General features: G+C 71.5%; 26 protein-coding genes. 13 read left to right on the top strand and 13 right to left on the bottom strand.

The window, feature by feature from the left end; genetic code table 11:
• Window positions 1–124 precede the first annotated feature (124 nt).
• From Q9R08_RS11375 to Q9R08_RS11365, 3 genes are read left to right on the top strand one after another with little or no spacing between them, the layout of a single operon-like run.
• The gene (locus Q9R08_RS11375) at window positions 125–1,255 is read left to right on the top strand and encodes an alcohol dehydrogenase catalytic domain-containing protein (RefSeq protein ID WP_308868128.1); all 1,131 of its coding nucleotides are present in this window, start codon (window positions 125–127) and stop codon (window positions 1,253–1,255) included.
• Window positions 1,252–2,001: an SDR family oxidoreductase gene (locus tag Q9R08_RS11370; RefSeq protein WP_308868127.1), complete on the top strand. Its 750-nt coding sequence runs from the start codon at window positions 1,252–1,254 to the stop codon at window positions 1,999–2,001. Before Q9R08_RS11375 ends, Q9R08_RS11370 begins: the two co-directional genes overlap by 4 nt.
• The gene (locus Q9R08_RS11365) at window positions 1,998–2,456 is read left to right on the top strand and encodes a MaoC family dehydratase (protein WP_308868126.1); all 459 of its coding nucleotides are present in this window, start codon (window positions 1,998–2,000) and stop codon (window positions 2,454–2,456) included. The genes Q9R08_RS11370 and Q9R08_RS11365 overlap by 4 nt, the downstream gene beginning before the upstream one ends.
• A 35-nt stretch (window positions 2,457–2,491) precedes the next feature.
• Here Q9R08_RS11365 and Q9R08_RS11360 read toward each other — a convergent pair whose 3' ends face one another.
• Both Q9R08_RS11360 and Q9R08_RS11355 read right to left on the bottom strand, forming a co-directional pair.
• Window positions 2,492–3,112 (bottom strand): VanZ family protein, encoded by a 621-nt coding sequence (locus Q9R08_RS11360; protein WP_308868125.1) that lies wholly within the window; start codon window positions 3,110–3,112, stop codon window positions 2,492–2,494.
• A gap of 155 nt (window positions 3,113–3,267) precedes the next feature.
• A complete protein-coding gene (locus Q9R08_RS11355) occupies window positions 3,268–3,660 on the bottom strand; it encodes an MmcQ/YjbR family DNA-binding protein (protein WP_308868124.1) in 393 nt (130 codons plus the stop codon).
• 120 nt (window positions 3,661–3,780) lie between these two features.
• Between Q9R08_RS11355 and Q9R08_RS11350 the strand changes: the two genes are divergently transcribed.
• Entirely contained in the window at window positions 3,781–3,990 is a 210-nt protein-coding gene (locus Q9R08_RS11350) for a hypothetical protein (protein WP_308868123.1), read from the top strand.
• Window positions 3,991–4,021: 31 nt separating this feature from the next.
• On the opposite strand, the gene Q9R08_RS11345 is transcribed toward Q9R08_RS11350, so the two are convergent.
• Complete coding sequence (locus Q9R08_RS11345) at window positions 4,022–5,236, bottom strand: acetyl-CoA C-acetyltransferase (protein ID WP_308868122.1); 1,215 nt, start codon at window positions 5,234–5,236, stop codon at window positions 4,022–4,024.
• Window positions 5,237–5,284: 48 nt separating this feature from the next.
• Window positions 5,285–6,541 carry an acyl-CoA dehydrogenase family protein gene (locus tag Q9R08_RS11340; RefSeq protein WP_308868121.1) on the bottom strand — a complete coding sequence of 419 codons (1,257 nt, stop codon included), beginning with the start codon at window positions 6,539–6,541 and terminating at the stop codon, window positions 5,285–5,287.
• Between the two features lie 109 nt (window positions 6,542–6,650).
• On the opposite strand from Q9R08_RS11340, the gene Q9R08_RS11335 reads away from it, so the two are divergent.
• The 5 genes from Q9R08_RS11335 (at window position 6,651) to Q9R08_RS11315 (ending at window position 11,762) form a co-directional block, all read left to right on the top strand.
• Window positions 6,651–7,316, top strand: a complete 666-nt coding sequence (locus tag Q9R08_RS11335; protein ID WP_308868120.1) for a QsdR family transcriptional regulator — start codon at window positions 6,651–6,653, stop codon at window positions 7,314–7,316.
• Window positions 7,313–7,735, top strand: a complete 423-nt coding sequence (locus Q9R08_RS11330; RefSeq protein WP_308868119.1) for an acyl-CoA thioesterase — start codon at window positions 7,313–7,315, stop codon at window positions 7,733–7,735. The genes Q9R08_RS11335 and Q9R08_RS11330 overlap by 4 nt, the downstream gene beginning before the upstream one ends.
• A gap of 117 nt (window positions 7,736–7,852) precedes the next feature.
• Window positions 7,853–8,911, top strand: coding sequence for a phosphotransferase family protein (locus tag Q9R08_RS11325; protein WP_308868118.1), 1,059 nt, complete (start codon window positions 7,853–7,855; stop codon window positions 8,909–8,911).
• A complete protein-coding gene (locus tag Q9R08_RS11320) occupies window positions 8,911–10,116 on the top strand; it encodes an acyl-CoA dehydrogenase family protein (RefSeq protein ID WP_308868117.1) in 1,206 nt (401 codons plus the stop codon). Before Q9R08_RS11325 ends, Q9R08_RS11320 begins: the two co-directional genes overlap by 1 nt.
• Window positions 10,117–10,178: 62 nt before the next feature.
• Entirely contained in the window at window positions 10,179–11,762 is a 1,584-nt protein-coding gene (locus tag Q9R08_RS11315; RefSeq protein ID WP_308868116.1) for an AMP-binding protein, read from the top strand.
• 181 nt (window positions 11,763–11,943) lie between these two features.
• On the opposite strand, the gene Q9R08_RS11310 is transcribed toward Q9R08_RS11315, so the two are convergent.
• The 5 genes from Q9R08_RS11310 to Q9R08_RS11290 are packed head-to-tail and all read right to left on the bottom strand — an operon-like array spanning window position 11,944 to window position 16,880.
• Window positions 11,944–13,230, bottom strand: coding sequence for an ABC transporter substrate-binding protein (locus Q9R08_RS11310; protein ID WP_308868115.1), 1,287 nt, complete (start codon window positions 13,228–13,230; stop codon window positions 11,944–11,946).
• A gap of 2 nt (window positions 13,231–13,232) precedes the next feature.
• A complete protein-coding gene (locus Q9R08_RS11305; protein WP_308868114.1) occupies window positions 13,233–14,438 on the bottom strand; it encodes a branched-chain amino acid ABC transporter permease in 1,206 nt (401 codons plus the stop codon).
• A complete protein-coding gene (locus Q9R08_RS11300; protein WP_308868113.1) occupies window positions 14,435–15,313 on the bottom strand; it encodes a branched-chain amino acid ABC transporter permease in 879 nt (292 codons plus the stop codon). Before Q9R08_RS11300 ends, Q9R08_RS11305 begins: the two co-directional genes overlap by 4 nt.
• Window positions 15,313–16,053 (bottom strand): ABC transporter ATP-binding protein, encoded by a 741-nt coding sequence (locus Q9R08_RS11295; protein WP_308868112.1) that lies wholly within the window; start codon window positions 16,051–16,053, stop codon window positions 15,313–15,315. Before Q9R08_RS11295 ends, Q9R08_RS11300 begins: the two co-directional genes overlap by 1 nt.
• Complete coding sequence (locus Q9R08_RS11290) at window positions 16,050–16,880, bottom strand: ABC transporter ATP-binding protein (protein ID WP_308868111.1); 831 nt, start codon at window positions 16,878–16,880, stop codon at window positions 16,050–16,052. The genes Q9R08_RS11295 and Q9R08_RS11290 overlap by 4 nt, the downstream gene beginning before the upstream one ends.
• A gap of 221 nt (window positions 16,881–17,101) precedes the next feature.
• Between Q9R08_RS11290 and Q9R08_RS11285 the strand changes: the two genes are divergently transcribed.
• Both Q9R08_RS11285 and Q9R08_RS11280 read left to right on the top strand, forming a co-directional pair.
• Window positions 17,102–17,242, top strand: a complete 141-nt coding sequence (locus tag Q9R08_RS11285; RefSeq protein ID WP_308868110.1) for a hypothetical protein — start codon at window positions 17,102–17,104, stop codon at window positions 17,240–17,242.
• Window positions 17,239–17,454 carry a hypothetical protein gene (locus Q9R08_RS11280; RefSeq protein ID WP_308868109.1) on the top strand — a complete coding sequence of 72 codons (216 nt, stop codon included), beginning with the start codon at window positions 17,239–17,241 and terminating at the stop codon, window positions 17,452–17,454. The genes Q9R08_RS11285 and Q9R08_RS11280 overlap by 4 nt, the downstream gene beginning before the upstream one ends.
• A 99-nt stretch (window positions 17,455–17,553) precedes the next feature.
• Here Q9R08_RS11280 and Q9R08_RS11275 read toward each other — a convergent pair whose 3' ends face one another.
• The 4 genes from Q9R08_RS11275 to Q9R08_RS11260 are packed head-to-tail and all read right to left on the bottom strand — an operon-like array spanning window position 17,554 to window position 20,703.
• Window positions 17,554–18,300 carry a glucose 1-dehydrogenase gene (locus Q9R08_RS11275; protein WP_308868108.1) on the bottom strand — a complete coding sequence of 249 codons (747 nt, stop codon included), beginning with the start codon at window positions 18,298–18,300 and terminating at the stop codon, window positions 17,554–17,556.
• Window positions 18,297–19,334: an NADPH:quinone oxidoreductase family protein gene (locus Q9R08_RS11270; RefSeq protein ID WP_308868107.1), complete on the bottom strand. Its 1,038-nt coding sequence runs from the start codon at window positions 19,332–19,334 to the stop codon at window positions 18,297–18,299. Before Q9R08_RS11270 ends, Q9R08_RS11275 begins: the two co-directional genes overlap by 4 nt.
• Window positions 19,321–19,911 carry a TetR/AcrR family transcriptional regulator gene (locus Q9R08_RS11265; protein WP_308868106.1) on the bottom strand — a complete coding sequence of 197 codons (591 nt, stop codon included), beginning with the start codon at window positions 19,909–19,911 and terminating at the stop codon, window positions 19,321–19,323. Before Q9R08_RS11265 ends, Q9R08_RS11270 begins: the two co-directional genes overlap by 14 nt.
• A 36-nt stretch (window positions 19,912–19,947) precedes the next feature.
• Window positions 19,948–20,703, bottom strand: a complete 756-nt coding sequence (locus Q9R08_RS11260; protein WP_308868104.1) for an SDR family oxidoreductase — start codon at window positions 20,701–20,703, stop codon at window positions 19,948–19,950.
• Between the two features lie 208 nt (window positions 20,704–20,911).
• Between Q9R08_RS11260 and Q9R08_RS11255 the strand changes: the two genes are divergently transcribed.
• Both Q9R08_RS11255 and Q9R08_RS11250 read left to right on the top strand, forming a co-directional pair.
• On the top strand, window positions 20,912–22,144 hold the full coding sequence (locus Q9R08_RS11255; RefSeq protein ID WP_308868102.1) for an acyl-CoA dehydrogenase family protein: 1,233 nt from the start codon (window positions 20,912–20,914) through the stop codon (window positions 22,142–22,144).
• 62 nt (window positions 22,145–22,206) lie between these two features.
• Complete coding sequence (locus tag Q9R08_RS11250) at window positions 22,207–23,361, top strand: AI-2E family transporter (RefSeq protein WP_308868101.1); 1,155 nt, start codon at window positions 22,207–22,209, stop codon at window positions 23,359–23,361.
• Window positions 23,362–23,394 lie beyond the last annotated feature (33 nt).

The raw sequence follows: 23,394 nt of genomic DNA, 5'->3' as shown, positions 1-23,394 counted from the left end.
GTCTCTTCTTGGACGCGACCATACCGCGCGGTCGGTATGCTTGTCACCCACCGCCCTCCTGCGATTCGCGAGAGGCTGGTGTTCCGCCGCCGATGTGCCGGTGGCGTCACGACGAGGAGGTCGGATGAAGATCACCGGAGCGGTGCTCGAGATCTCGGGCGCGCAGCCGCCCTTCGCGCGGAGCCGCCCTTTCACAGTGGGCGAGCTCGAGCTCGACGAGCCCGGTGCCGGCGAGCTGCTCGTGCGCATCGAGGCGGCCGGCGTCTGCCACTCCGACCTCAGCGTCGTCGACGGCAACCGTGTGCGCCCGGTCCCGATGCTGCTCGGCCACGAGGCCGCCGGCATCGTGGAGCAGGTCGGGGGCGGTGTCGACGACATCACGGTCGGCGATCGCGTCGTCATGACGTTCCTCCCCCGCTGCGGGGCGTGCGACGGATGCCGTACCGACGGCCGCCTGCCCTGTGCCCCGGGCACGGCCGCGAACAACGCGGGAACACTGCTCGGCGGCGGTATCCGGCTGCATCGCGGTGCGGAGCGCTCGGCGACCCAGGACGTGCGCCACCACCTGGGAGTCTCGGCATTCGCGACCCACGCGGTGGTGAGCCGGGCATCGGTCGTGCCGGTGGAACCCGACGTGCCGGCCGAGATCGCGGCCCTGCTCGGCTGCGCCGTGCTCACGGGCGGCGGCGCGGTCGTCAATGCCGGGCAGCCCGCGCCGGGTGATCGCGTCGTCGTGGTCGGACTCGGCGGGGTGGGCATGGCGGCGCTCCTCGTCGCCGTGGCACTCGGGCACGAGGTGATCGGCGTCGACAACGTGCCCGGCAAGCTCGCGCATGCGCTCGCATGCGGCGCCGCAGAGGCGCTGACGCCGGCGGAGGCCGTGGACCGCGGCATCCGCGCCCCCGTCGTCGTCGAAGCCGCCGGAGCGGTGCGCGCGTTCGAGACCGCCGTGGCGCTCACGGCGCCGGGCGGCACCACCGTCACGGTGGGTCTTCCCGCACCCGAAGCCCGGGCGAGCGTCTCACCGCTCGTGCTCACCGCCGAGGCGCGCACGATCGTCGGCAGCTATCTCGGATCCGCGGTGCCCAGCCGCGACATCCCCCGTTACGTCGAGCTGTGGCGCGCGGGACGCCTCCCGCTCGAGCGACTCGTCTCGTCCCGTATCGGCCTCGACGACCTCGACGCCGCGATGGACCGGCTCGCCGCAGGCGGCGAGCTGCGCCAGTTGATCACCTTCGAAGGGAACCACGCATGACCAGAACCGCCATCGTCACCGGCGCCGCGCGCGGCATCGGAGCCGCCACGGCCAAGCGCCTCGCCGCCGACGGCAACGCCGTCGCGGTGCTCGACCTCGACGAGGCGCAGTGCGCCGAGACCGTGGGTGCGATCACGGATGCCGGGGGCCGCGCCCTCGCCGTCGGCGCGAACGTCGCCGACGCGGCGTCGGTCGAGCGCGCTGTCGCGCACATCGCCGAAGAGCTCGGGGCGCCGACGATCCTCGTCAACAACGCCGGGATCATCCGCGACAACCTGCTGTTCAAGATGACCGAGGACGACTGGGATGCCGTGCTCGCGGTGCACCTGCGGGGCGCATTCCTGATGTCGCGCGCGGTGCAGGACCACCAGGTGAAGGCGGGCTGGGGCCGCGTGGTGAACCTCTCCAGCACGTCGGCGCTGGGCAACCGCGGCCAGGCGAACTACGCCGCCGCGAAAGCGGGCATGCAGGGATTCACCAAGACTCTCGCGATCGAGCTCGGCCGGTTCGGCGTCACGGCCAATGCCGTCGCCCCCGGCTTCATCGTGACCGACATGACGCGGGCGACCGCTGAGCGCATCGGAGTCTCCTTCGAGGACTTCATCGCGCACAACGCCGCCGAGATCCCGGTCGGCCGGGCGGGTGAGCCCGACGACATCGCCGCTGCCGTCTCGTTCTTCTGCTCCGAGGAGGCCGGCTTCGTCTCGGGCCAGGTGCTGTACGTGGCCGGAGGGCCGCGCGCATGAGCATCGTCCTCGACTCCCCCGCAGCCCTCGCCGACGCCGTCGGCAGCACCGCCGTCGGCGAATGGTTCCCGATCGATCAGCGGCGCATCCAGGCGTTCGCCGATGCCACCGAGGACTGGCAGTGGATCCACCTCGACGCCGACCGCGCGGCATCCGGTCCCTTCGGCGCCACCATCGCCCACGGCTACCTGACGCTGTCGCTCCTCCCCCGGCTCACCCAGGGGCTGCTCGCGGTCGACGGCGCGGCGATGGTGGTCAACTACGGCCTCGACAAGGTGCGGTTCCTGCAGCCGGTGGTCGTGGACTCCCGCGTGCGGGCAGTGACCGAGATCGCCTCGGCCGAGCCGTCGCCGCAGGGCTACCGGGTGGGTCTGCGGACGACGGTCGAGCTGGAGGGCTCCGACCGTCCCGCACTGGTGGCCGAGACCGTGGCACTCTTCGTCCCCGAGGCCTGAGCGTCCGAGATTCGACGGCCCGCGGCTCACCGCCCTCAGGGACGCTCGCCACCGAGCGGACCGGCGTCGAGGCCGTGGCCCGGTGCGCGGCTGCCGCCCGCACCGGGCGGCGGCCCGAGGTGGAGCGGTGAGACGATGAAGAGCGCCGCGAGGAGCAGCGCGAGCAGGGTGGTGACGACGCACATCCGCGTCAGCACCGCTCTGGCCCTGCCGCCGAGGCCGAGGCGCGTGACGGCGACGATCGCGAGTCCGGTCAGCCCGCCGGCGGTGTTGACCACGACGTCGGTGACGTCGGTGCTTCCGATCGCCAGGATGAACTGCGTCACCTCGAGCGCCAGGCTCGCCCCGGCAAGGACGAGGGCGATTCTCCACCACCGCCACGACGGCGCCAGAAGGCCGAGGCACAGGCCGAACGGGATGAACAGCAGGAAGTTGATGACGACCTCGGCGGGATTGCTCGAGCCTTGACCGGCCGTGGCGACGAAGGGGACGAGCTTGACGACGCGATCCATGCCGCCGACCCACGGGAGTTCGAGCTTCCAGAGCACGATCCAGACCAGCAGCGCGAGGTAGAGCACGAACGCGGCGATCGGACGGGCCGGGGCCGGGTCCTTCCGAGCCGGCGCCCGGTGGTGCGGCCGCGTGGTGGTCGTCATGGCGTCCCGGTCTCCGGATCTGATCGGGGCGCGAAGCCCGTCGAACATCCCTTCTCGGCGAGGAGGGGCGATTCCAGTGGACGACATCGGATGTTGCGTCCGCGTATGCGAATCCGCATACCGCGCCGAGACGAGGGCGCGCGGGGACGGCTCGGCTACGACGGGCTCGCGGCATCCCATTCGCGTCGCAGGTATCTCGGCGCCTGCACGCGCCACGCCTCCGTCAACAGCTCGGCGAGGTGGTCGACATCGATCCCCGCCATCCGGAAGGCGATCTTCGGTTCGCCCCACCGCGTCGTGGTGCCCAGGAACACGTCGGGCGCCATCTCGCGGAGCGCGAGCGCGTCGATCGGATCCGCGATCTTCACGCCCACCACGAGCTCGGTCGCGATGATCGCACGCATGTCGTCCGGGACGCTGGGCCACGGGTGGCACTCCCACGCGTAGAGCTTGCCGCGCACGAACCAGGCGGCCCCGCCGGTCGTCGCCCGCTCTTCGCTTCCGGGCAGCACGTCGGCGGTGCGGCGCAGGTCGTCGAGGGTGGCCACGCACCCACACTAGGCTTCGCCTCCGACACGGCACGCCCCCTATGCGCACCGTCCGCCGGCATCGCCGATGGGGCCCTCCCCTCCCTGTCGGGAGGTGGGCCCGCGAACTAGGGTGGTCGCGTGAAGCGGATCTGGCCTTATCTCGTGCCCGGCGTGTTGCTGACCGCGATCGGGCTGATCTGGACCCTGCAGGGCTTCGGCGTGCTCGGAGGGTCGGTGATGAGCGGCTCCCCCGTGTGGGCGACGATCGGCCCTATCGTGTTGCTGGTCGGTCTGGGTCTCATCGGCGTCGCGATCGTCATCGCCCGGCGCCGCCGCGGAGCGAAGTGACCGGCGAGGGCACAGCCGGCCGGGCAGGGCGTCAGACGCGCTCGAGCACCATCGCCATCCCCTGACCTCCGCCCACGCACATCGTCTCGAGGCCGTACCTGCCGCCGGTGGCGGCCAGGCCGTTGATGAGCGTGGAGGTGATGCGCGCACCGGTCATGCCGAAGGGGTGCCCGACGGCGATCGCACCGCCGTGCACGTTCAGGCGGCCCGGGTCGACGCCGAGCTCGCGCGCCGACGGGATCACCTGCGCCGCGAACGCCTCGTTGATCTCGACGAGGTCCATGTCGTCGACCGAGAGCCCCGCGAGCGCCAGGGCGCGACGCGACGCCTCCACCGGCCCGAGCCCCATCACCTCCGGCGACAGCCCCGAGACGCCCGTCGACACGATGCGCGCGAGCGGCTCGAGGCCGAGCTCGTCGACAACCCGGTCCGAGACCACGACGACAGCGGCCGCGCCGTCGTTGAGCGGGCAGCAGTTGCCCGCGGTCACCGTGCCGTCGGGTCGGAAGACCGGGTCGAGACCAGCCAGGCCCGCCACGGTCACCCCTGCCCGTGGTCCGTCGTCCGTCGCGACGACCGTGCCGTCCGCGAGCGTGACGGGCATGATGTCGCGTGCCCAGAATCCGGAGGCGATCGCCGCCTCGGCCCGCTGCTGCGAGCGGGCGGCGAACTCGTCCTGCTCCTCGCGCGTCACGCCCCGCAGCTGTGCGACGTTCTCGGCCGTCTGCCCCATCGCGATGTAGGGATCGGGCAGCGCTCCGTCGGCACGCGGATCCGTCCACGCCGACGCGCCGGCCGCCGACCCGGCGGCCGTGCGGGCGATCGACGGCGCGAACGCCGGGTTCACGGCATCCGGAAGGTCCGATGCCCCCGCCCCGTACCGGGACACCGACTCGACGCCGGCGGAGACGAAGACGTCGCCCTCGCCCGCCTTGATCGCGTGGAACGCCATGCGCGTCGTCTGCAGCGACGACGAGCAGTAGCGGTTGACGGTAGCGCCGGGCACGGCATCCCATCCCAGGAGCACCGCCACGATGCGTGCGAGGTTGAAGCCCTGCTCGCCGGCCGGCTGACCGCAGCCGAGCAGCAGGTCGTCGATGCGCGCCGGATCCAGCGCGGGAAGCTTCTCGAGCGCGGCGCCGACCATGCGCGCCGCCAGGTCGTCGGGTCGCACGTCGACGAGCGATCCCTTGCGCGCGCGCCCGATCGGCGAGCGCGCGGTGGCCACGATGTAGGCCTCGGTCATGGTTCTCCTCAGGATGGATGCCGCCGCATCCAGGTTCTGGATCCGTGCTCAGACGAATGCGGCGATGCCGGTGATGGCGCGGCCCACGATGAGGGAGTTCATGTCGTAGGTCCCCTCGAACGTGTACACCGCCTCGGCGTCGGCGAAGTAGCGTGCGATGCCGTAGCCGGCGGGGATGCCGAGCTGCTCCTGCCCGCCGAGCTGCACCCCGTTGCCGCCGCAGATCTCGCGGCAGAGCGCCACGGTCTCGCGGACGCGCGCGCTGACGAAGGCCTTCGCCATGGCCGAGTGGTGGTCCTTCTGCACGCCCTCGTCCTGCAGCTGCGAGACGCGCACGCACATGCCGATGCACGCGGTGATGTTGGCGAGTGCGTCGGCCAGCTTCTGCTGGACGAGCTGGAACGACGCGATGGGCTTGCCGAACTGCACGCGGGCCTTCGCATAGGCGACCGCGCACTCGTACGCGCCGACCGCGACGCCGAGAGCCTGCCAGGCGACCTGCGCGCGGGTGAGACGCAGCACGACGGCGAGGTCGCGGAACCCGTCGATGCGCTGCAGCCGGTCGCTCTCGGGGACCACGACGTCGGTGAGCACGATGTCGGCGTTCTCGACGGTCCGCAGCGACTGCTTGCGCTCGATCTTCGTGGCCTCGAAGCCCACCGAGGGCGTGCGCACGAGGAAGCCCTTGACCTGGTCGTCCGCGACGTCGCGCGCCCAGATCACGACGACGTCGGCGAACGCGCCGTTGCCGATCCAGCGCTTGGCGCCGTTGAGCACCCACTCGTCGCCGCGGCGCTCTGCGATCGTCTCGAGGCCTTTCGCCGTGTCGGAGCCGTGGCCCGGCTCGGTGAGCCCGAAGCACGCGATCTGCTCGCCGCGCGCGAGCACGGGCAGCCATTCTGCCCGCTGCTCGTCCGACCCGCCCACCGCGATCGAGGTCATCGCGAGTCCGCTGTGCACCCCGATGAACGTGGCCGTCGAAGGGTCGGCGCGAGAGATCTCCATGGCGACCCAGCCGCGGAAGACGTTGCTGTTCTCGAAGCTGCGCGTCTCGCGGAACGCCTCGCCGTACAGCCCGAGCTCGGCGATGCGCGGGACGAGATGACGGGGGCTCTCGGCGCGGTCCCAGTGGTCGTCGGCGAACGGCCGCACCTCGGTCTCGAGGAACTCACGGATCTCTCGCAGGGCCCGCTGCTCGGCATCCGTGAGAAGGTTCTGGAACGCGTAGAAGTCGGCGTCGAGCACATCCGCGCGGGCGCCGGAGGCCGTCTCGTCCGCCTGCGGCTCGGTCAAGGTGAACGTCATCGTCACTCCTTCGGTGGTCGTCCGATGAGTATGCATCACATTTGAGAATGTTGCACAACACTTTCAGAAACGTTGCAGGATTCCGCGACCCGGCGGGTAGAGTTCCCGCATGAGCTCACCGGCAGCCGCAGTTCCGACGAGGACCGCACCCGCGACCATCTCCCGCGTGGGGACGGATGCCGCCCCTTCGTGGTTGTCGGAACGCCTCGCCGGCGGCACCCACCCCGATGCGCAGCGGGCGTTCGATGCGGCGCGCGCCACGCTGATCGGCGGACGTCGCATCGACATGAGCGCGCTGGCCGGCGACCTGGGGGTCGACCGCACTTCTCTGTTCCGCTGGGTCGGCAATCGCGACGCGCTGCTGAGCGAGGTGCTGTGGTCGCTGGCGATCCCGACACTCGTGCAGGCCGAGCACGCGTGCCGCTCCCTCACCGGTGGCGAGCGGGTCGCCGGCATCCTCACGCACTTCGTCGACGACCTCATCACGGCCGAGTACTTCCGATCGTTCCTGCGCCGTGAGCCGGCGCGCGCGCTGCGACTGCTCACCACGAAGGAGAGCCCGATCCAGCGCCGGTACGTCGCCACCGCGGACTGGCTCGTGCGCCGCGACCTCGGCGAGGCGCCGCTCGGCGGAGCGATCAGCCCCGCCGAGCTCGCGTACATCCTGGTGCGGCTGTCGGAGTCGTTCACGTATGCCGACCTCATCTCGGGCGACACCCCGAGCGCCGATCGGGCCCGCGTCGCCTTCCGCCTCATGCTGCGGGTCGGCGAATGAGCGCCGCCTACCCGGTGCGCGAGCCGTTCCCGACCCGCTGGAACGACAACGACCAGTACGGGCACCTCAACAACACCGTGTACTACGCGGCGATGGACACGGCGGTCAACGCCTTCATGATCCGCGAAGGCGGCCTGACCCCGCTCGGCGGCGACGCGATCGCACTGTGCGCGGCGTCGTCGTGCGAGTTCCTCGCATCCGCCCGCTTCCCGGACGCCCTCGAGGTCGGGATCGGTGTCGAGCGCCTCGGAACGACGAGCGTCACCTGGTCGCTCGGCATCCTCCGTGCCGGCGAGGACGAGCCGATCGCGACCGGACGCTTCGTGCACGTGTTCGTGGACGCCGAGACCCGACGCCCGACTCCGGTGCCGGCCCCGATTCGCTCCGCGATCCAGTCCCGGCTCCTCGCAAGCCGGTGATCGCGCCGCGCCTCAGCCGCGCTGGGAAGGACAAGTTCGACGCGTTCGCCCGACAAACCGACCATCCGGTATGCTGAGTTCACCACCCCGCTGACGGGGACGGGGAAGGGGTCGAGGATGACCGGAGTTCCGGGACTGGATGTCGCCGGGTTGACCGCGTGGCTGCACGAGGCGCACCCGGACCTCGCTGGCGGGGAGCTCACCGCCGAGGTGATCGCCGGGGGGCGCAGCAACCTGACGTACGCGATCGACGGAGCCCGCATCCCGCTCATCGTGCGTCGCCCTCCCCTCGGGCACGTGCTGTCCAGCGCGCATGACATGCGCCGCGAGCACCGCGTCATCTCGGCGCTGGCAGGCACCGCCGTGCCGGTTCCGCGGGCCATCGACGTGGTCGACGACACCGAGCCCGGAAAGGTCACCGGCACCGTCTTCTTCGTGATGGAGCGCGCTGCGGGCCGGGTCCTGGCTCGACGCGAGCAGAACGCCGAGTACACGGCCGACGGCGTGCGGCGGTTGAGCCTCGACCTCGCCCGGCATCTCGCCGACCTCCACGCCGTGGATGCCGCCGCCGTCGGACTCGGCGATTTCGGCCGCCCCGACGGCTACCTCGAGCGCCAGCTCGCGACGTGGCGCCGCCAGCTCGATGCCTCGCGCTCCCGCCAGACGCCGGTGCTCGACGCGCTGCAGTCGAGCCTCGCCGACGGCGTCCCCGTCTCCGCTCGGTCCGGGATCGTGCACGGCGACTATCGCCTGGACAACGCGCTGGTCGTCGGCGAGCCGGATGAACCGCGGATCTCGGCGATCCTCGACTGGGAGATGGCGACGATCGGCGACCCGCTCGTCGACCTCGGCATCTTCGCCCTGTACTGGAACATCGGCGAGCTGCCCGGCGGAGGCGGCGTCGTGCCCAGCGCCGTCGATACGGCCGCCGGCTACCCGTCCTTCGAGGAGCTCGCCGACGCCTACGCCGAGCGCGCCGGCATCGCCGTGCCCGACCTGCGGTGGTACCGCGCGTTCGCCGCGTACAAGCTGGCCGTGATCCTCGAGGGCATCCACTTCCGGTATCAGGCCGGCGACACGGTGGGCGAAGGCTTCGATCGCATGGGCGCGCTCGTCGAACCCCTCGCCCGCACAGGCCTCGGCGCGACCGGGGCCGGCACACAGGAGGTGCACTGATGGACTTCGCCCCCGATGCGACCACCCGCGACTACACCGACCGGGCACGAGCATTCCTCGAGGGGCAGGTGCTCCCCGCCGAGCCCGTCCTCGACGAGCAGCTGGCTGCCACACCCGACGACTGGACCGTTCGCCCGGTGGTGCGCGAGCTCCAGCAGAAGGCCCGCGCACAGGGCCTCTGGAACCTCTTCCTTCCGGGCGACCACGGTGGAGCCGGGCTCACGAACCTGCAGTACGCGCCCGTCGCCGAGATCACGGGGTGGAGCCCGCGCCTCGCGCCGGCCGCCTTCAACTGCGCCGCGCCCGACACCGGCAACATGGAGGTGCTCAACGACTTCGGCACGCCCGCGCAGAAGGAGCGCTGGCTGGAGCCGCTGCTGGACGCCCGCATCCGTTCGGCGTTCTGCATGACCGAGCCCGAGGTCGCGTCATCCGATGCGACGAACATCGGCACCCTCATCCGCCGGGACGGCGACCACTACGTGATCACCGGCCGCAAGTGGTGGTCGACCGGCGCGATGAATCCCGACGCCGCGGTCTTCATCGTCATGGGCAAGACCGATCCGGATGCCGCGCGGCACCGTCAGCAATCCATGATCCTGGTCCCCCGCGACGCCGCGGGAGTGCGGATCGTGCGCCCGCTGAGCGTGTTCGGCTACGACGACCGCGACCACGGCGGCCATGCCGAGGTCGCCTTCGACGAGGTGCGCGTGCCCGTCGAGAACCTCATCGCCGGCGAAGGCGACGGGTTCGCCATCGCGCAGGCGCGGCTCGGTCCCGGCCGCATCCACCACTGCATGCGTGCGCTCGGCATGGGCGAGCGCGCCCTCGCGCTCATGATCGAACGGGCGTCCGCGAGGCACGCCTTCGGGCGCCCGCTCGCCGACCAGGGCGTGGTGCGCGAGTGGATCGCCGAGGCCCGCATCCAGCTCGAGGCCCTGCGCCTGCTGGTGCTGAAGACCGCATGGCTCATGGACACCGTGGGCAACCGGCACGCGATGACCGAGATCCAGGCGATCAAGATCGCCGTGCCGCGAGCGGTGCAGCAGATCGTGGACCGCGCCATCCAGCTCCATGGCGGCGCGGGGGTCTCGTCCGACACCCCACTGGCGGAGCTGTACGCCGGGGTCCGGTCGCTGCGCATCGCGGACGGCCCCGACGAGGTGCACCTCGCGAGCCTCGGCCGCGCACAGCTGCGCGACTGACCCCGCGGGACCGGCGGCATCCGGTCACTCCCCAACCGATCAACGACGACGGAAGGCCCGACATGACCACCCATCCCCTCGACCCGGCCATCGACGGCGCGGGCTACGCGACCCTGTCGGTCGCGAGCATCCTCGCGGAGTCGGCCGTCCGCCACGCGGACCGCACCGCCTTCCACTTCGCCGGCACGCGCACGACGTACCGCGAGCTGTGGGACCAGACCCGCGCCTACGCTGGAGCGCTGCGCGCACGCGGCATCGGCCGGGGCGACCGGGTCGCGATGCTGGTGCCGAACGTGCCGGACTTCGCCCGCGTCTATTACGCCGCGCTGTCGCTCGGCGCGATCGTGGTGCCGGTGCACCTTCTCTTCAAGGCCGACGAGATCGCCTACGTGCTCCGCGACGCGAGCGCGGACCTCCTCGTGGTCGCCGCCCCGCTGCTGGGCGAGGCGGTGCCTGCCGCGGCCGCGGCCGGCGTGCCGCTGGTCACCGTGCTGCTGCCGGCCGACTCCGGCGCCGACCTCCCCCGGCTCGAGGCCGAGGCCGCCGCGGCGGAGCCCATCCCCCGCCACGACTCGGTCGGCCCGATCGACGCGGCGACCATCCTGTACACGAGCGGCACCACCGGCACGCCCAAGGGCGCCGTCGGGTCGCACCTGTCGATCGTCGAACAGGTGCACACGACGCTCATCGACGCGTTCGACCTGCGCGCCGACGACGTCGTGTTCGGCGGGCTGCCGCTCTTCCACACCTTCGGGCAGACCGCCGTGATGAACATCGCGCTGCGGGTCGGGGCATCCGTCATCCTGCTGCCGCGGTTCGACGCCGACGAGGCGCTGGCGCTCACCGCCGACCTCGGCGCGACGGTGTTCACCGCGGTCCCGACGATGTACGTCGGAATGCTGGAGGCCGCCCGTCGCTCGTCCGCCCGCCCTCCGCTGCGCTACGCCGTCTCGGGCGGGGCCGCACTGCCGGTCGCCGTGCTCGAGGCCTTCCGCGATGCCTTCGGCGCCGATGTGCACGAGGGGTACGGCCTCACCGAGACCGCACCGACCGTGTCGTCGAACCCGCTGCGCGAGCCGATCCGGCCCGGCACCGTCGGCCGCGCGCTGTGGGGCGTCGACGTCGCCATCGCCGACCCCGACGTCGACGAGACGGTCGTGCTGCTCGACGCGCAGGATGCCCTCGGCGAGATCGTCGTGCGCGGGCACAACCTGTTCAAGGGCTACCTCGGACGGGCGGATGCCTCGGCCGCCGCCGTCGTCGACGGCTGGTTCCGCACCGGCGACCTGGGCACGTGCACCGACGGGGTGCTCACCATCGTCGATCGCAAGAAGGACATGATCGTGCGGTCGGGGTACAACGTCTATCCGACCGAGGTGGAGGCCGTGCTCGCTCGGCACCCCGGCATCGCCGTCGCTGCTGTGTTCGGCGTCGAAGACGACGTCCGCGGTCAGGAGGTGCACGCCGCGGTCGTCGCGCACGACGGCGTCGAGCTCGACCCCGACGAGGTCGTGGTGTTCGTGCGCGATCGCATCGCCGCCTACAAGTACCCGCGGGTCGTGCACCTCGTGCCGTCACTGCCGCTGGGCTCGAGCGGCAAGGTACTCAAGCGCGAGCTGGTCGCACAGTTCTCACCCGTGCGGTGACGCCGCTCAGCCCTCGCCGGTTGCGCGAGACCTCACTGGGCGGACGAGACCGTGGGAAACGCCCACGGTCTCGTCCACCCACTGGACTCTCGCCGGGCGATGGATGCGCAGGCGCCGAGCGCCGACGCCGACGACGCCGACGGCCCGGACCCGAAGGGGCCCGGGCCGTTGGTGGCGGCGATCAGGAGCCGGGAACGCCCTCGCCCGAGAGCGCGACGGGCGACGGGTCGACCGCGGTGACGGTGCCGCCGTCGACCGCGTAGGTCGCACCGACGTAGTCCTGCACGCCCTGGTCGACGGCGGTGATGCCGACGCCCAGGTACGCCGCGTGGCTGTCCTCGCCGAACGAGAGCGGGAGGATGCCGTTGCCGGCGAGATCGCCCGAGCCCACGGCGTCGACCAGCGACTCCCGCGTCGGGTTCTCGCCCGCAGCTTCGAGGGCCTCGGCGAACAGGTAGGCGACGCTCATGCCGTAGATGGTGTTGCCGTCGAACGGCGCCCCGTCGTTGTACTCCTCGTTGATCTGCTGGAACAGGGTGACCCACTCCGAGTCGCCGCCCGCCGACGGCAGGTAGTTGGTGCCGACGAGGCCCTGCAGGAGCTTCGGTCCGACGTCGGCGCCCAGGTACCCGACGAGCGTCTCGTAGTCGGCGCCCGACGACGACGAGAACCACATCGGGAACCAGCCCATCTGCGCGGCGGTCCCGACCGCGAGCGCGGTGAACCCGTTGATGGTCGCGAGGATGTTGATCTCGCAGCCCGCCGCCTTGAGGGCGCCGATCTGCGCCGCGACGTCCTGGTTCGAGACCGAGTACCGCTCCACCTGGGCGAGCCCGTCGGCGCCGAGGGCGAGCTCAGCGCCCTCGATCATCTCGTCGCCGAAGTCGTCGTCCTGGCCGAGCAGGCACACCACCTTGTCGGGGTGCTCGTCGGCGGCGTACTGTGCGAGCGCCGCGCCCTCGACGACGTAATCGGCGCTGAACCCGAACGTGTACGGGTACTTCTCCGGCTGGTTCCAGCTGGTCGAACCCGACGCCACGAACAGGTCGGGCACCTCGTTCTGGGTGAGGTAGTCGAGGACCGCGGTGTGCGTCGGCGTGCCGAGGCCGTTCACGATCGCGAACACCTCGTCCTCCTGCACGAGCTCACGCACCACGGTCTGCGTGTTCGCGGGGTTGTAGCCGTCGTCCTTGACGATGTACTCGATCTCGCGGCCGTGGACGCCGCCGTTCTCGTTCAGATAGGCGAAATACGCCGTCGCGGCCGCCGAGATCGACGAGTAGCCGGCGGCGGCCGGCCCGGTCAGCGGCGTGTGCGTGCCGATCGTCACGGTGTCGTCGCTGACGCCGGGGACGGCCTCGTCGGCGCCGCCCGGGGCGGCGGGCGTGCTGCAGCCGGCGAGCGCGACGGCGACGGCCGATGCGCCGACCAGCGCCGCGACGCGGCGCGTGAGGGAGTGCTGTGACATGGTCACCTCTTTCTGTGTGGTGCGGTTGGGGAGTTGGGTGCGGAGGAGAAGACGGGTTCCGGATGCCGCGCCCCGGCGTCCTCGGGCTGGCGATCCGTGCCGGGCGCCCCGGCGTCCCGAGAGCGCGAAAGAGCATGTTTCTGCGCATCGGGAGTCCGGGAAGGCACCCGGTCGCGGTTCCTGGCACTCGAGCGTCCGCGGCGGCGGAGGCTCGCCAGGCCGCCCGGCCACGCGAGCATGACCACGATCAGGAGCACGCCGAACACGAGGATCGAGAGGTTGCCCGACAAGCGCTGCGCGACCTCGACCGGCAGCGGAAGCGCGGCCGTCGCGGCCCCGAGCAGCCACGGCAGCAGCACGATGAGCGCCGAGCCGATCGCCGCGCCGCCGATGCTGCCGAGGCCGCCCAGCACGACCGCGACGACGAGCAGCAGCGAGAACGCGAGGGTGTACGCGCCCGGGCTCACGGACTGCGTCACGAAGCAGAGCACCGCGCCGCCGGCGCCGGCGGCCACCGAGCTGACGGTGAACGCGGTCACCTTCACGCCGCCGGAGCGCACGCCGTTGAGGCGTGCGGCGGTCTCGTCGTCGCGCACGGCCCGCATCCGCAGTCCGAGGCGTCCGCCGGCGAAGGCAGCGAGCGCGGTGACGACGACGCCCGCGACGAGGATCGCGACCCACGCCTGCCACTGCTCGACGGCGATGAGCCGGTCGAGCGCGGGCGGCACGCCGTCGTAGGCGATCTGGACGCCCTGGTCGCCCCGCAGCACGCCTGAGAACACGGCCGCGACGGCGGGGACGGCGATCACGAGCGTGAGCGTCACGCCGGCGAGGTACGGTCCGCGCAGGCGCGCTGCGGCGAGTCCGAGCAGCCAGCCCAGTGCGGCCGACACGACCACCGCGACCAGCATCCCGGTGAGAAATCGCGGGATGCCGGTGATCCCGGCATCCGTCATCGCATTCGTCGTAAGTGCGTAGCCGTAGCCGCCTGCGGCCATGAGCGCGGCCTGCCCCAGCGAGAGCTGTCCGCTCTGCCCGATGAGCAGGGTGAGCCCCGCGGTCGCGCAGAAGTAGGCCGCCACCGTGGCGAGCTGGAAGTTGCGATAGGGGTCGAGCAGGAACGTGCCGCCGATGGCGATCAGCGTGAGCACGGCGCCGAACACGAGCACGCGGGGGACGCCGCGCAGCGACGGAAGCAGGCGGGTCATGCGCTCCTCGCCTCCCGCAGCGAGAAGATGCCCCCGGGTCGCACGAGCAGCACCCCGACCAGCAGCACCAGCACGCCGATCGGGGCGACCGTCGCGCCGAGGTACCCCGTCACCAGCGTCATCGCCACACCCACGACGAGCCCGCCGACAAGCGCGCCCACGGGCGAGTCCAGCCCGCCGACCACCGCCACCGCGAAGGCGTAGACGAACAGCATGTCGGTGGCGTGCGGGTTGAGGCCCAGTTCGGTCGGCACGAGCAGCATGGCGGCGAGCGCGGCGACCGCGGCCGACAGCATCCAGCCGATCGTGACCATGCGGCCCACCCGCACGCCGAGCACGCGCGACACCTCCGGGGCGAAGGCCGAGGCGCGCAGCTGGAGCCCGAGCGAGGTGCGGGTGAACAGCAGAGCCAGCACCGCCATTACCACCAACGCGACGACGAGCACGAACGCGTCGTACGGCGACAGCAGCGGCACGCCGCCGATCGTGATCGGGCTGTCGTCGAACGGCGCGCGCATCGGACGGTACTGCGCCCCGAACAGGATGCCGAGCAGCGACTGCAGCACCATCACCAGCCCGATCGCCACGATCACTCCCGACAGCGGGCTGCTGTGCGGGGCGAAGCGCATGAGGCCGCGCTCCGCGCCGAGGCCGATGGCGGCGCCGGCGATGAGGCCGGACGCCAGGCCCGCCCAGTACGAGCCGGTGAGGCCGGTCACCGCGAACGCGGCGTACGTCGCGACGAGCGCCATCGCGCCCTGCGCGAAGTTCACGATGCGCGCGGCCCGCCAGATCAGCACCAGTGACAGTGCGAACAGTGCGAAGATCGCGCCGCGCGCGAGGCCGGTGGCCAGGAGGAAGAGCAGTCGGTCCATCAGAATCCCAGGTAGGCGTGTCGGAGGGTCTCATCGGCGGCGAGCGCGGCGGCCGGCGCGTCGGCCGCGACGCGGCCGAGGTCGAGCACGACGCCGCGGTCGGCGATCGACAGGGCGCTGGTGACGTTCTGCTCGGCGAGCAGCACGGTCAGGCCACGGCTGGCGGCGGCATCCCGCAGCGTCCCCATCAGCTGCGCGACGACGAGGGGCGCGAGCCCCAGCGACGGCTCGTCGAGCGCGAGGAGCACGGGATCGGCGATCAGCGCGCGCCCGACGGCGAGCATCTGCCGCTCCCCGCCGGACAGCTGGTGCCCCGCGCTCGTGCGGCGACGGGCGAGCGGCTCGAACACGTCGTAGATCTCCGCGACGGCGCGCTCCCGTGCGGCCCCACGGTGCCGCCAGAGCGCACCGAGTCGCAGATTCTCGTCGACCGTGAGCTCGCCGACCACGCTCTGCCCGTCGGGCACGAGGGCGAGTCCCCGTCGGGCGCGGTCCTCGGTGCGGAAGTTCGCGAGGTCGTCGCCATCGAGGACGAGGGTGCCGGATGCCGCAGGCACCAGCCCGGCCAGCGTGCGCAGGAGCGTAGTCTTGCCGGCGCCGTTCGCTCCCAGGAGCGCCACGATCTCGCCCGGGGCGAGCGCGAAGCCGACGCCGTGGAGCACAGGTGCTCCGCCGTATCCCACGGTGAGGGACTGGATCTCGACCGCGCCGCGGGTCCTGGTCGATGCGGGGGCGCTCATGCGGTCGCCTTCACACCGAGGTACGCCTCTTCGACGCGCGGATCCGTGCGCACCTCGTCCGGGGTGCCGCGCGCGATCACGCGGCCGAAGTCGAGGACGACGATGCGGTCGGCCAGACCCATCACGAAGTCGACGTGGTGCTCGACGAGGAGCACCGCGCAGCCCCCTCCCGCGACACCGCGCACCACCTCGCCGAGCGCGGCGATGTCGTCAGCGCCGAGTCCCCCCGCCGGCTCGTCGAGGAGCAGCAGCCGCGGTCGGGTCACCAGCGCCCGCGCGAGCGCGACGCGCTTGCGGTCGGGGTACGACAGCGCGGCGACCGGCCGGTCGGCGAGCGCGTCGAGGTCGAGTTCGCGCAACTGCGTGGCCACGAGCGCATCGGCATCGCGCCGCCCGGCGACCGGGAGCAGCACGTTCTCGCGAACGGTCAGTCCGGTGAAGAGACCGAGGCCCTGCAGCGTGCGGCTCACTCCACGGGCTGTGAGTCCAGCCGTGCGGCGCGGGGCCGACGCCCCGTCGACGCGCACTTCGCCGCGGCGCCGTACGAGCCCGCACACCCCGTTGAAGACGGTCGTCTTGCCGGCGCCGTTGGGCCCGATGAGCGCGACGACCTCCCCCGGGCGAACGTCGAACGACACGCCGTCGACGGCGGTAAGACCGCCGAACGCGACGGTGAGGCCGGCGACCTCCAGTCGCGGGACGACGCCCGCGGCGGCATCCGTTTCCCCCATCGCCGCCGGCGCGGCAACGGGTGCTGAGTTCGGTCGTGCGGAGTGCGCGTCGGCGTCCGCGGGTGAATCGACCGGGGGGTCGGCGTGGGGGTTCATCGGCACCTCTTCGTGTCGGGTGCGCTCACCTTATCGCAGAAACCGACCGGGCGGTATGTACTTGTTGCACGATTGTGACGCTCCATCGGCGACGACGGCCCGATGTCGTCGGGTCCGTTCTCGGCTCGACACGAAGCAGCGACCGCGGCGTTCGATGGCACTGTCGTCGCCGTTCGTCAACCCCCGCGCCGAGCGACCTCGGGGGACATAGCGTCCACGACATGACTGACCGCGACCAGCACAACACCCAGGGCGTGCCAGGCGAGAACGCTGACGCCGACACCGCCTCGGGCGGTGCGCCCGAGTCCCCCGACACCACCGACGACGAGCGACATGCCCGTCAACAACCCTCTGGAGAATGACCATGCAGAAGCCCTACATCTTGGCCGCCGTGCTCGGATTGGCGGCCGCCGCCGTCGCGTATGTGATCGGCGCGAAAGCCGGTGCGAGTCGATTCCGTGAACTCAGCGGTATCGCCACGGACGTCTGGAACGATCCCGCGGTGGCGAAGGTCCGAGACCGCGCCTTCCGCAGGATCGAGTCGACGGCGACACGTGTAGCCGGCAAGGCCTGACCGGGAGGTCACCGGCCCGGACGCCTGTGGAGCCGGCCGGCGTCGCGGCTCAGACGCGAGGCGTCGGAGCTCATCGGCTCGCGCTGCCCCGCGCCGCGGCTACTTGTGCGGGATGCCGGCGATCATGCCGCCGTCGACGACGAACTCGGCACCGCTCGTGAACGACGAGGCGTCGGAGGCGAGGAAGACGATGGTGCCGGCGAGATCCGACGGCTCACCCGGCCGCCCGAGCGGGATGTCCAGATGCGCGGGGTCGATCCGCGTCGTCATCTGCGTGTTGATGAAGCCGGGGTGCACCGAGTTCACCCGGATGCCGAACGGGCCGAGCTCGACGGCGAGCGACTGCGACAGTCCGCGCACGCCGAACTTGGCGGCGGTGTAGCCGTGCAGCCCCGGGCTTCCCCGCATGCCCTCGACCGACGAGATGTTGATGATGGAGCCGCGCCCTCGCGCCTTCATGATCGGCACGACGGCGCGGCAGCCGAAGAAGACGCCGGTGAGATTCACCGCGATGACGGCATTCCACTTCTCGGTCGTCAGGTGCTCGATGGGAGCCGCGTTGGCGATGCCGGCGTTGTTCACCAGGACGTCGACGGCGCCGAACGCGTCGACGGCCGCCTGGACCGCGGCATCCCAGTCCCCCTCGTCGGTCACGTCGAGGTGCGCGAACAGCGCACGATCGCCGAGCTCAGCGGCGAGCGCCGCTCCGTCGTCATCGAGGATGTCGGCGATCACGACGCGCGCCCCGGACTCGTGCAGCCCGTGCACATACGCCGCGCCGATGCCGCGGACGCCGCCGGTGACGAGCGCGACCCGGCCCTCGAGCCCGAACCGATCCGCGGTCACGACGACACCGAGATGACGACGCGCCCGACCGTGGTGCCCGACGCCAGCGCCGTCAGCGCCCGCGGCGCCTCGGCGAAGGGCACGACGTGGTCCACCACGGGGCGGATCCGCCCCTCGTCGGCCGACCGCGTCAGGGCGGCGCGGGCCTCGTCGATGAGGTCGGGGCGCACGCGTGGGTACAGCCCCCAGTGCAGCCCCACCACCGAGTAGTTCTTGACGAGCACGTGCCCGGCGGGCACGGTCGGGATCGTGCCGCCGGCGAAGCCGACCACCACGATCCGCCCCTCGAACGCGATGCACTTCGTCGATGCGTCGAACGCGGCGCCGCCGACTGGGTCGAACACGACGTCGGCGCCGTGGCCGCCGGTCGCGGACTTGACCGCGGCGACGAGGTCGTCGACCCCGCGCACCAGCACGATCTCGGCGCCCGCTTCCCGTGCCGCGGCGGCCTTGGCCTCCGAGCCCACGACGCCGATGACGCGGGCGCCTGCCGCGACGCCGAGCTGCACCGCGGCGATTCCGACACCGCCGGCGGCGGCGTGCACCAGCAGCCACTCGCCCCGCTGCAGCGCCGCACGCCGGTGGAGCCCGAACCACGCGGTCTGGTAGGCGACCGTCAGTCCCGCAGCCTCGGCATCCGAGAGCGAGGACGGAGCCGCCCACACATCGGATGCCGGGAGCACCGCGTACTCCGACAGCATGCCGATCTTCGATCCCACCACGCGCTCGCCGATCGCGACCGAGGAGGCCCCGTCGCCGAGCGCGGCGACCGTGCCGACGAACTCGATGCCGGGGCTGAACGGCAGCTCGGGCTTCACCTGGTACTCGCCCCGGCACAGCAGCACGTCGGGGAAGTTGGCCGCGACGGCAGCGACCTTCACGAGCACCTCGCCGGCGGCGGGTACGGGCACGGGAACGGTGTCCAGCGACAGCGCCTCGGCGGGCTCACCCAGCCGTGTCACGCGCCACGCGCGCATCGACGAAGGCGGAGCAGCGGCGGCATCGGGCCTCACGGCCTCGTCAGGTTGCGGCATCCGTTCTCCTCAGACTGGTCAGGAACAGGTCGGTCAGCTGCTCGGCGACGAGCGTCTTGTCTTCGGGACCCTCGGGCGAGTACCAGTGCGATAGGTAGTGCACGTCGCTGAAGAAGTGGGCGACGAGCATCGCGAGCGGGATGTCGGTGCGGTACAGGCCCTCGGACTGCCCGCGCGAGATCAGCTCGGCGAACTCGTCGTGGTAAGCGCGCCGGCGGCGTGTGACCTCCTGCTGCCGGGGCGCCGACAGCATGTTGAGGCTGCGGAAGAACACCGCCCCCTCCTCCATGGAGTCGATCGAGGTCTCGAGCACGTCGACGCAGACCGCGCGCAGCACCTCGTCGACGGTGCCGCCGCGGGCGATGATCCGGTCGAGGTGCGCCTTCTGGAGGTTCAGCAGGCGCTCATAGATGCCGAAGAGCAGATCGTCCTTGGACTCGAAGTAGTGGTACATCGCGCCCTTGGTGACGCCGGCGGCCTCGACGATCTGCTGCACGCTCGTGTTGGCGTACCCCTGGCGGGCGAACAGCTCGACGGCGGCGCGGGTGACGTCGTCGGCGACGTGGGAATCCTTCATGCCTTCATCCTTCACCCGAACCGGCGGCGCTCCCCGTCAGACGAGCGGACGGATGCCGGCGCCGCCGTCGATCGCGACCGTCTGGCCGGTGATCCACGCGGCGTCGTCCGAGAGCAGGAACGCGACCGGGCCGGCGACGTCGGCCGGCTCGCCGAGCCGCGCCAGCGGATAGGCGGCGGCGGCCTCGGCTTCGTGCCCTTCGTACAGGGCCCGCGCGAATGCGGTCTTGATCACGGCCGGCGCGACGGCGTTCACCCGGATGCCGGGCGCCAGCTCGTAGGCGAGCTGCGCGGTGAGGTTGATGAGCGCGGCCTTCGAGATGCCGTAGAACGCGATGCCGGGGCTGGCGCCGAGACCTGCGACCGAGGCGATGTTGACGACGGAGCGGGCGAGCCCGGCGGCGAGCGCGGCGCGCGTCCAGTCGAGTGTCGCGACCACGTTGACCTCGAGGATCTTGCGCGCGGCCTCGGCGTCGATGTCGACGATCGGGCCGTACACGGGGTTGATGCCGGTGTTGTTGACCAGGTGATCGAGCCGGCCGTGCCGCTGCGTGATGTGCGCGAACACGGCGGCGCGGTGTTCGGCGTCGTCGGCGCGACCGGCGACCGCCGAGGCGGTGTCGCCGAGTTCCGCGACGGCGGCGTCGAGTGCGTCCTGCTTGCGGCCCGTCAGCACGACCGTCCCGCCCTCGCCGACGATGCGCTGGGCGATCGCGAAGCCGATGCCGCGGCTGGAGCCCGTCACGAGCGAGACTGTGCCCTCGAAGCGACGGGTGTGGTCGACATGGGTCATGGCGCCTCCTTGCGACATACCGGCTGGTCGGTTTTCCCACCGTAGCACAGCAGGAGGCCCACTCCGCCTTCGCGGACCCGGAGGGGCAAGCCCAGGAGAACGACCGCCGACACGAAACCCGGTGGGACTGAGTACGATGTGTCGTGGGATTCAGTTCCATCCGAACCGGATGCCGCACCACCCGTCAGCACGCGTCAGGAGTCCGATCGTGACCGACTTCCAGCCCCGCCCCGGTCAGAGCGTCGAAGGCTACGACGTCACCGCGCGCCGCGGCACCGACTACTACGCGGTGTTCGCCGACATCCCCGCCGCCGACCGTGAGGCGTGGGAGCGCGCCGAGGCGTACATCGACGAGGTCGGCACGCGCATGCTCGACGCGTGGGACAGCGCGGAGTATCCGCTCGACATCGCGATGCGGATGGGCGGGCTCGACCTCTTCAACGACGGCATCGTGCACCCGGCGCTCACGCGCCTCTCTCCCCTGGCGGCGGGCCTGGTCAACATGGAGATCTCGCGCGGCGACGGATCGCTGGGCACCGTGCTCGCTGTCCAGGGCGGCCTTGCCCTGCGCACTCTCGCGCTGTTCGGCAGCGACGCGCAGCAGGAGCGCTGGCTGGTGCCGGTAGCCCGGGGCGAGGTCCCTGCATCCTTCGCGCTCACCGAGCCCGACCACGGATCCGACTCCGTATCGCTCGAGACCGTCGCCCGGCGCGCGGGTGACGAGTGGGTCCTCGACGGCGCCAAGAAGTGGATCGGCAACGGCGCCTCGGGCGGCATCACTTTCGTGTGGGCGCGCGTCGAGTCCCCCGGCGACGAGTTCCACGGCGCGGTGCGCTGCTTCCTCGTCGAGCAGAAGACGCCGGGCTATGTCGGCACGGTGATCCAGGGAAAGGCGTCGCTGCGCGGCATCCATCAGGCCCACATCGTGCTCGACGGCGTGCGCGTGCCGTCGGATGCCGTCCTTCCCGGAACGAAGAGCTTCAAGGACGCCTCGACCGTCCTCTACTCGACACGGTCGGGCGTCGCATGGTCGGCGCTCGGCCACGCCACGGCCTGCTACGAGGCCGCCCTCGCCTACTCGCAGCAGCGCGTCCAGTTCGGCAAGCCCCTCGCGAAGTTCCAGATGGTGCAGGAGCGCCTGGCGAACATGCTCGAAGAGCTCACCGCGATGCAGCTCTATTGCCGGTGGATGGCCGACCTCGAGGAGCGCGGCGAACTTCGGCCCACCCAGGCGTCGCTGGCGAAGTACCACAACACCCGCGCCGCGCGCCGGATCGCGTCGACGGCGCGCGACATGCTCGGCGGCAACGGCATCCTGCTCGAGAACGGCGTCATGCAGCACATGGCCGACATCGAGGCGATCCACACCTACGAGGGCACCGAGAGCGTGCAGGCGCTGTTGATCGGCCGCGACATCACCGGGATGAGCGCGTTCGCATAGTCCGCCCGCGCCACGCGCGCAACCCGCACGCCCCGGCTGCCGCCTGCCAATACCCTCGGCGCATGGGACTGTTCCGGAACGACCCCCAGCGCGTCGTCGTCGAATCGCACGACGTGGAGCCGCGCGCGACCCGCGCACCCTGGAGCCTGTGGGCCGACGGCTTCGGCAAGCTCGGCATCCGGGCGATCCAGATCATCGTGGTCGTCACGGTGGCCGCGGCCATCTTCTTCGCGATCCAGTCGCTCACCCTCGTCACGATCCCGCTCGTCATCGCACTGATCCTCGCGTGCGCGTTCAACCCGGTGATGAGCTGGATGCGGCGGCGCGGCATCCCATCGATCCTCGCGACAGTGATCACGCTGCTCGCCATCGTCGTGATCCTGGGCCTCCTGGGCTGGCTCATCGTGTGGGCGGTGCGCGACCAGTGGGACGACTTGTACGCGCAGGCCGAAGACGGCTTCCAGCGTCTGCTCGCCTGGATGCAGTCGCTGCCGTTCGACTTCGTGCAGCCTGATCAGATCGACGAGTGGGTGAAGACGCTCACCGACTTCGTCACAAGCGCGCAGTTCGGCTCCGGCGCGCTCGCCGGCGTGGGGGCGGTCGCGAACTTCGTGACCGGGCTCGTGCTCATGGTGACGATCCTGTTCTTCTTCCTCAAGGACGGTCCGCAGATGTGGGAGTTCATGCTGCGGCCGTTCCGCGGGGAGAACTATCTGCGCGCGCGCCGCATCGGCGACAAGACCACGACGGTGCTGGGCTCGTACGTGCGCGGCACGGCGACCGTCGCCGCCGTCGATGCCATCGGCATCCTGATCGGTCTGCTCATCCTTCAGGTGCCGCTGGCGATCCCCCTCTCGGTGCTCGTCTTCCTGCTCGCCTTCATCCCCATCGTGGGCGCGACGGTGGCCGGCATCGTGGCGGCGCTCGTCGCACTCGTCGCGAACGGGCCGATCAACGCCCTCCTGGTCGTCGGGGTGGTCGTGCTCGTCAACCAGCTCGAGGGCAACTTCCTGCAGCCCGTGCTCATGGGCCGGTCGATGAAGCTGCACGCGTTCGTCATCCTGGTCGCCCTGACCGTCGGCACGGTCCTCGGCGGCATCGTCGGAGCGGTGCTCGCGGTGCCCATCACCGCCGCGGCCTGGGGCGTCATCCAGGTCTGGGACGGCCCCGACCTCCCCGCGCGCTGGGCGCGGCCGAAGCGGCCCGTCGCGCGCTGAGCCCACGGCCCGTCGCGGGGCCGAGGCCTGACG

This window comes from Microbacterium psychrotolerans (assembly GCF_031085295.1).
GTDB lineage: Bacteria > Actinomycetota > Actinomycetes > Actinomycetales > Microbacteriaceae > Microbacterium > Microbacterium psychrotolerans.
Note: the sequence above shows the minus strand (reverse complement) of the source record. Positions and strands in the feature narration are given on the sequence as shown.

What these genes read in the sequence shown, in the direction of transcription:
- Q9R08_RS11375 (WP_308868128.1), top strand. Translation starts at nt 125, where the DNA reads ATGAAGATCACCGGAGCGGTGCTCGAGATCTCGGGCGCGCAGCCGCCC.
- Q9R08_RS11370 (WP_308868127.1), top strand. Translation starts at nt 1,252, where the DNA reads ATGACCAGAACCGCCATCGTCACCGGCGCCGCGCGCGGCATCGGAGCC.
- Q9R08_RS11365 (WP_308868126.1), top strand. Translation starts at nt 1,998, where the DNA reads ATGAGCATCGTCCTCGACTCCCCCGCAGCCCTCGCCGACGCCGTCGGC.
- Q9R08_RS11360 (WP_308868125.1), bottom strand. Translation starts at nt 3,112, where the DNA reads ATGACGACCACCACGCGGCCGCACCACCGGGCGCCGGCTCGGAAGGAC.
- Q9R08_RS11345 (WP_308868122.1), bottom strand. Translation starts at nt 5,236, where the DNA reads ATGACCGAGGCCTACATCGTGGCCACCGCGCGCTCGCCGATCGGGCGC.
- Q9R08_RS11340 (WP_308868121.1), bottom strand. Translation starts at nt 6,541, where the DNA reads ATGACGTTCACCTTGACCGAGCCGCAGGCGGACGAGACGGCCTCCGGC.
- Q9R08_RS11335 (WP_308868120.1), top strand. Translation starts at nt 6,651, where the DNA reads ATGAGCTCACCGGCAGCCGCAGTTCCGACGAGGACCGCACCCGCGACC.
- Q9R08_RS11330 (WP_308868119.1), top strand. Translation starts at nt 7,313, where the DNA reads ATGAGCGCCGCCTACCCGGTGCGCGAGCCGTTCCCGACCCGCTGGAAC.
- Q9R08_RS11325 (WP_308868118.1), top strand. Translation starts at nt 7,853, where the DNA reads ATGACCGGAGTTCCGGGACTGGATGTCGCCGGGTTGACCGCGTGGCTG.
- Q9R08_RS11320 (WP_308868117.1), top strand. Translation starts at nt 8,911, where the DNA reads ATGGACTTCGCCCCCGATGCGACCACCCGCGACTACACCGACCGGGCA.
- Q9R08_RS11315 (WP_308868116.1), top strand. Translation starts at nt 10,179, where the DNA reads ATGACCACCCATCCCCTCGACCCGGCCATCGACGGCGCGGGCTACGCG.
- Q9R08_RS11310 (WP_308868115.1), bottom strand. Translation starts at nt 13,230, where the DNA reads ATGTCACAGCACTCCCTCACGCGCCGCGTCGCGGCGCTGGTCGGCGCA.
- Q9R08_RS11305 (WP_308868114.1), bottom strand. Translation starts at nt 14,438, where the DNA reads ATGACCCGCCTGCTTCCGTCGCTGCGCGGCGTCCCCCGCGTGCTCGTG.
- Q9R08_RS11300 (WP_308868113.1), bottom strand. Translation starts at nt 15,313, where the DNA reads ATGGACCGACTGCTCTTCCTCCTGGCCACCGGCCTCGCGCGCGGCGCG.
- Q9R08_RS11295 (WP_308868112.1), bottom strand. Translation starts at nt 16,053, where the DNA reads ATGAGCGCCCCCGCATCGACCAGGACCCGCGGCGCGGTCGAGATCCAG.
- Q9R08_RS11290 (WP_308868111.1), bottom strand. Translation starts at nt 16,880, where the DNA reads ATGAACCCCCACGCCGACCCCCCGGTCGATTCACCCGCGGACGCCGAC.
- Q9R08_RS11285 (WP_308868110.1), top strand. Translation starts at nt 17,102, where the DNA reads ATGACTGACCGCGACCAGCACAACACCCAGGGCGTGCCAGGCGAGAAC.
- Q9R08_RS11280 (WP_308868109.1), top strand. Translation starts at nt 17,239, where the DNA reads ATGACCATGCAGAAGCCCTACATCTTGGCCGCCGTGCTCGGATTGGCG.
- Q9R08_RS11270 (WP_308868107.1), bottom strand. Translation starts at nt 19,334, where the DNA reads ATGCCGCAACCTGACGAGGCCGTGAGGCCCGATGCCGCCGCTGCTCCG.
- Q9R08_RS11265 (WP_308868106.1), bottom strand. Translation starts at nt 19,911, where the DNA reads ATGAAGGATTCCCACGTCGCCGACGACGTCACCCGCGCCGCCGTCGAG.
- Q9R08_RS11260 (WP_308868104.1), bottom strand. Translation starts at nt 20,703, where the DNA reads ATGACCCATGTCGACCACACCCGTCGCTTCGAGGGCACAGTCTCGCTC.
- Q9R08_RS11250 (WP_308868101.1), top strand. Translation starts at nt 22,207, where the DNA reads ATGGGACTGTTCCGGAACGACCCCCAGCGCGTCGTCGTCGAATCGCAC.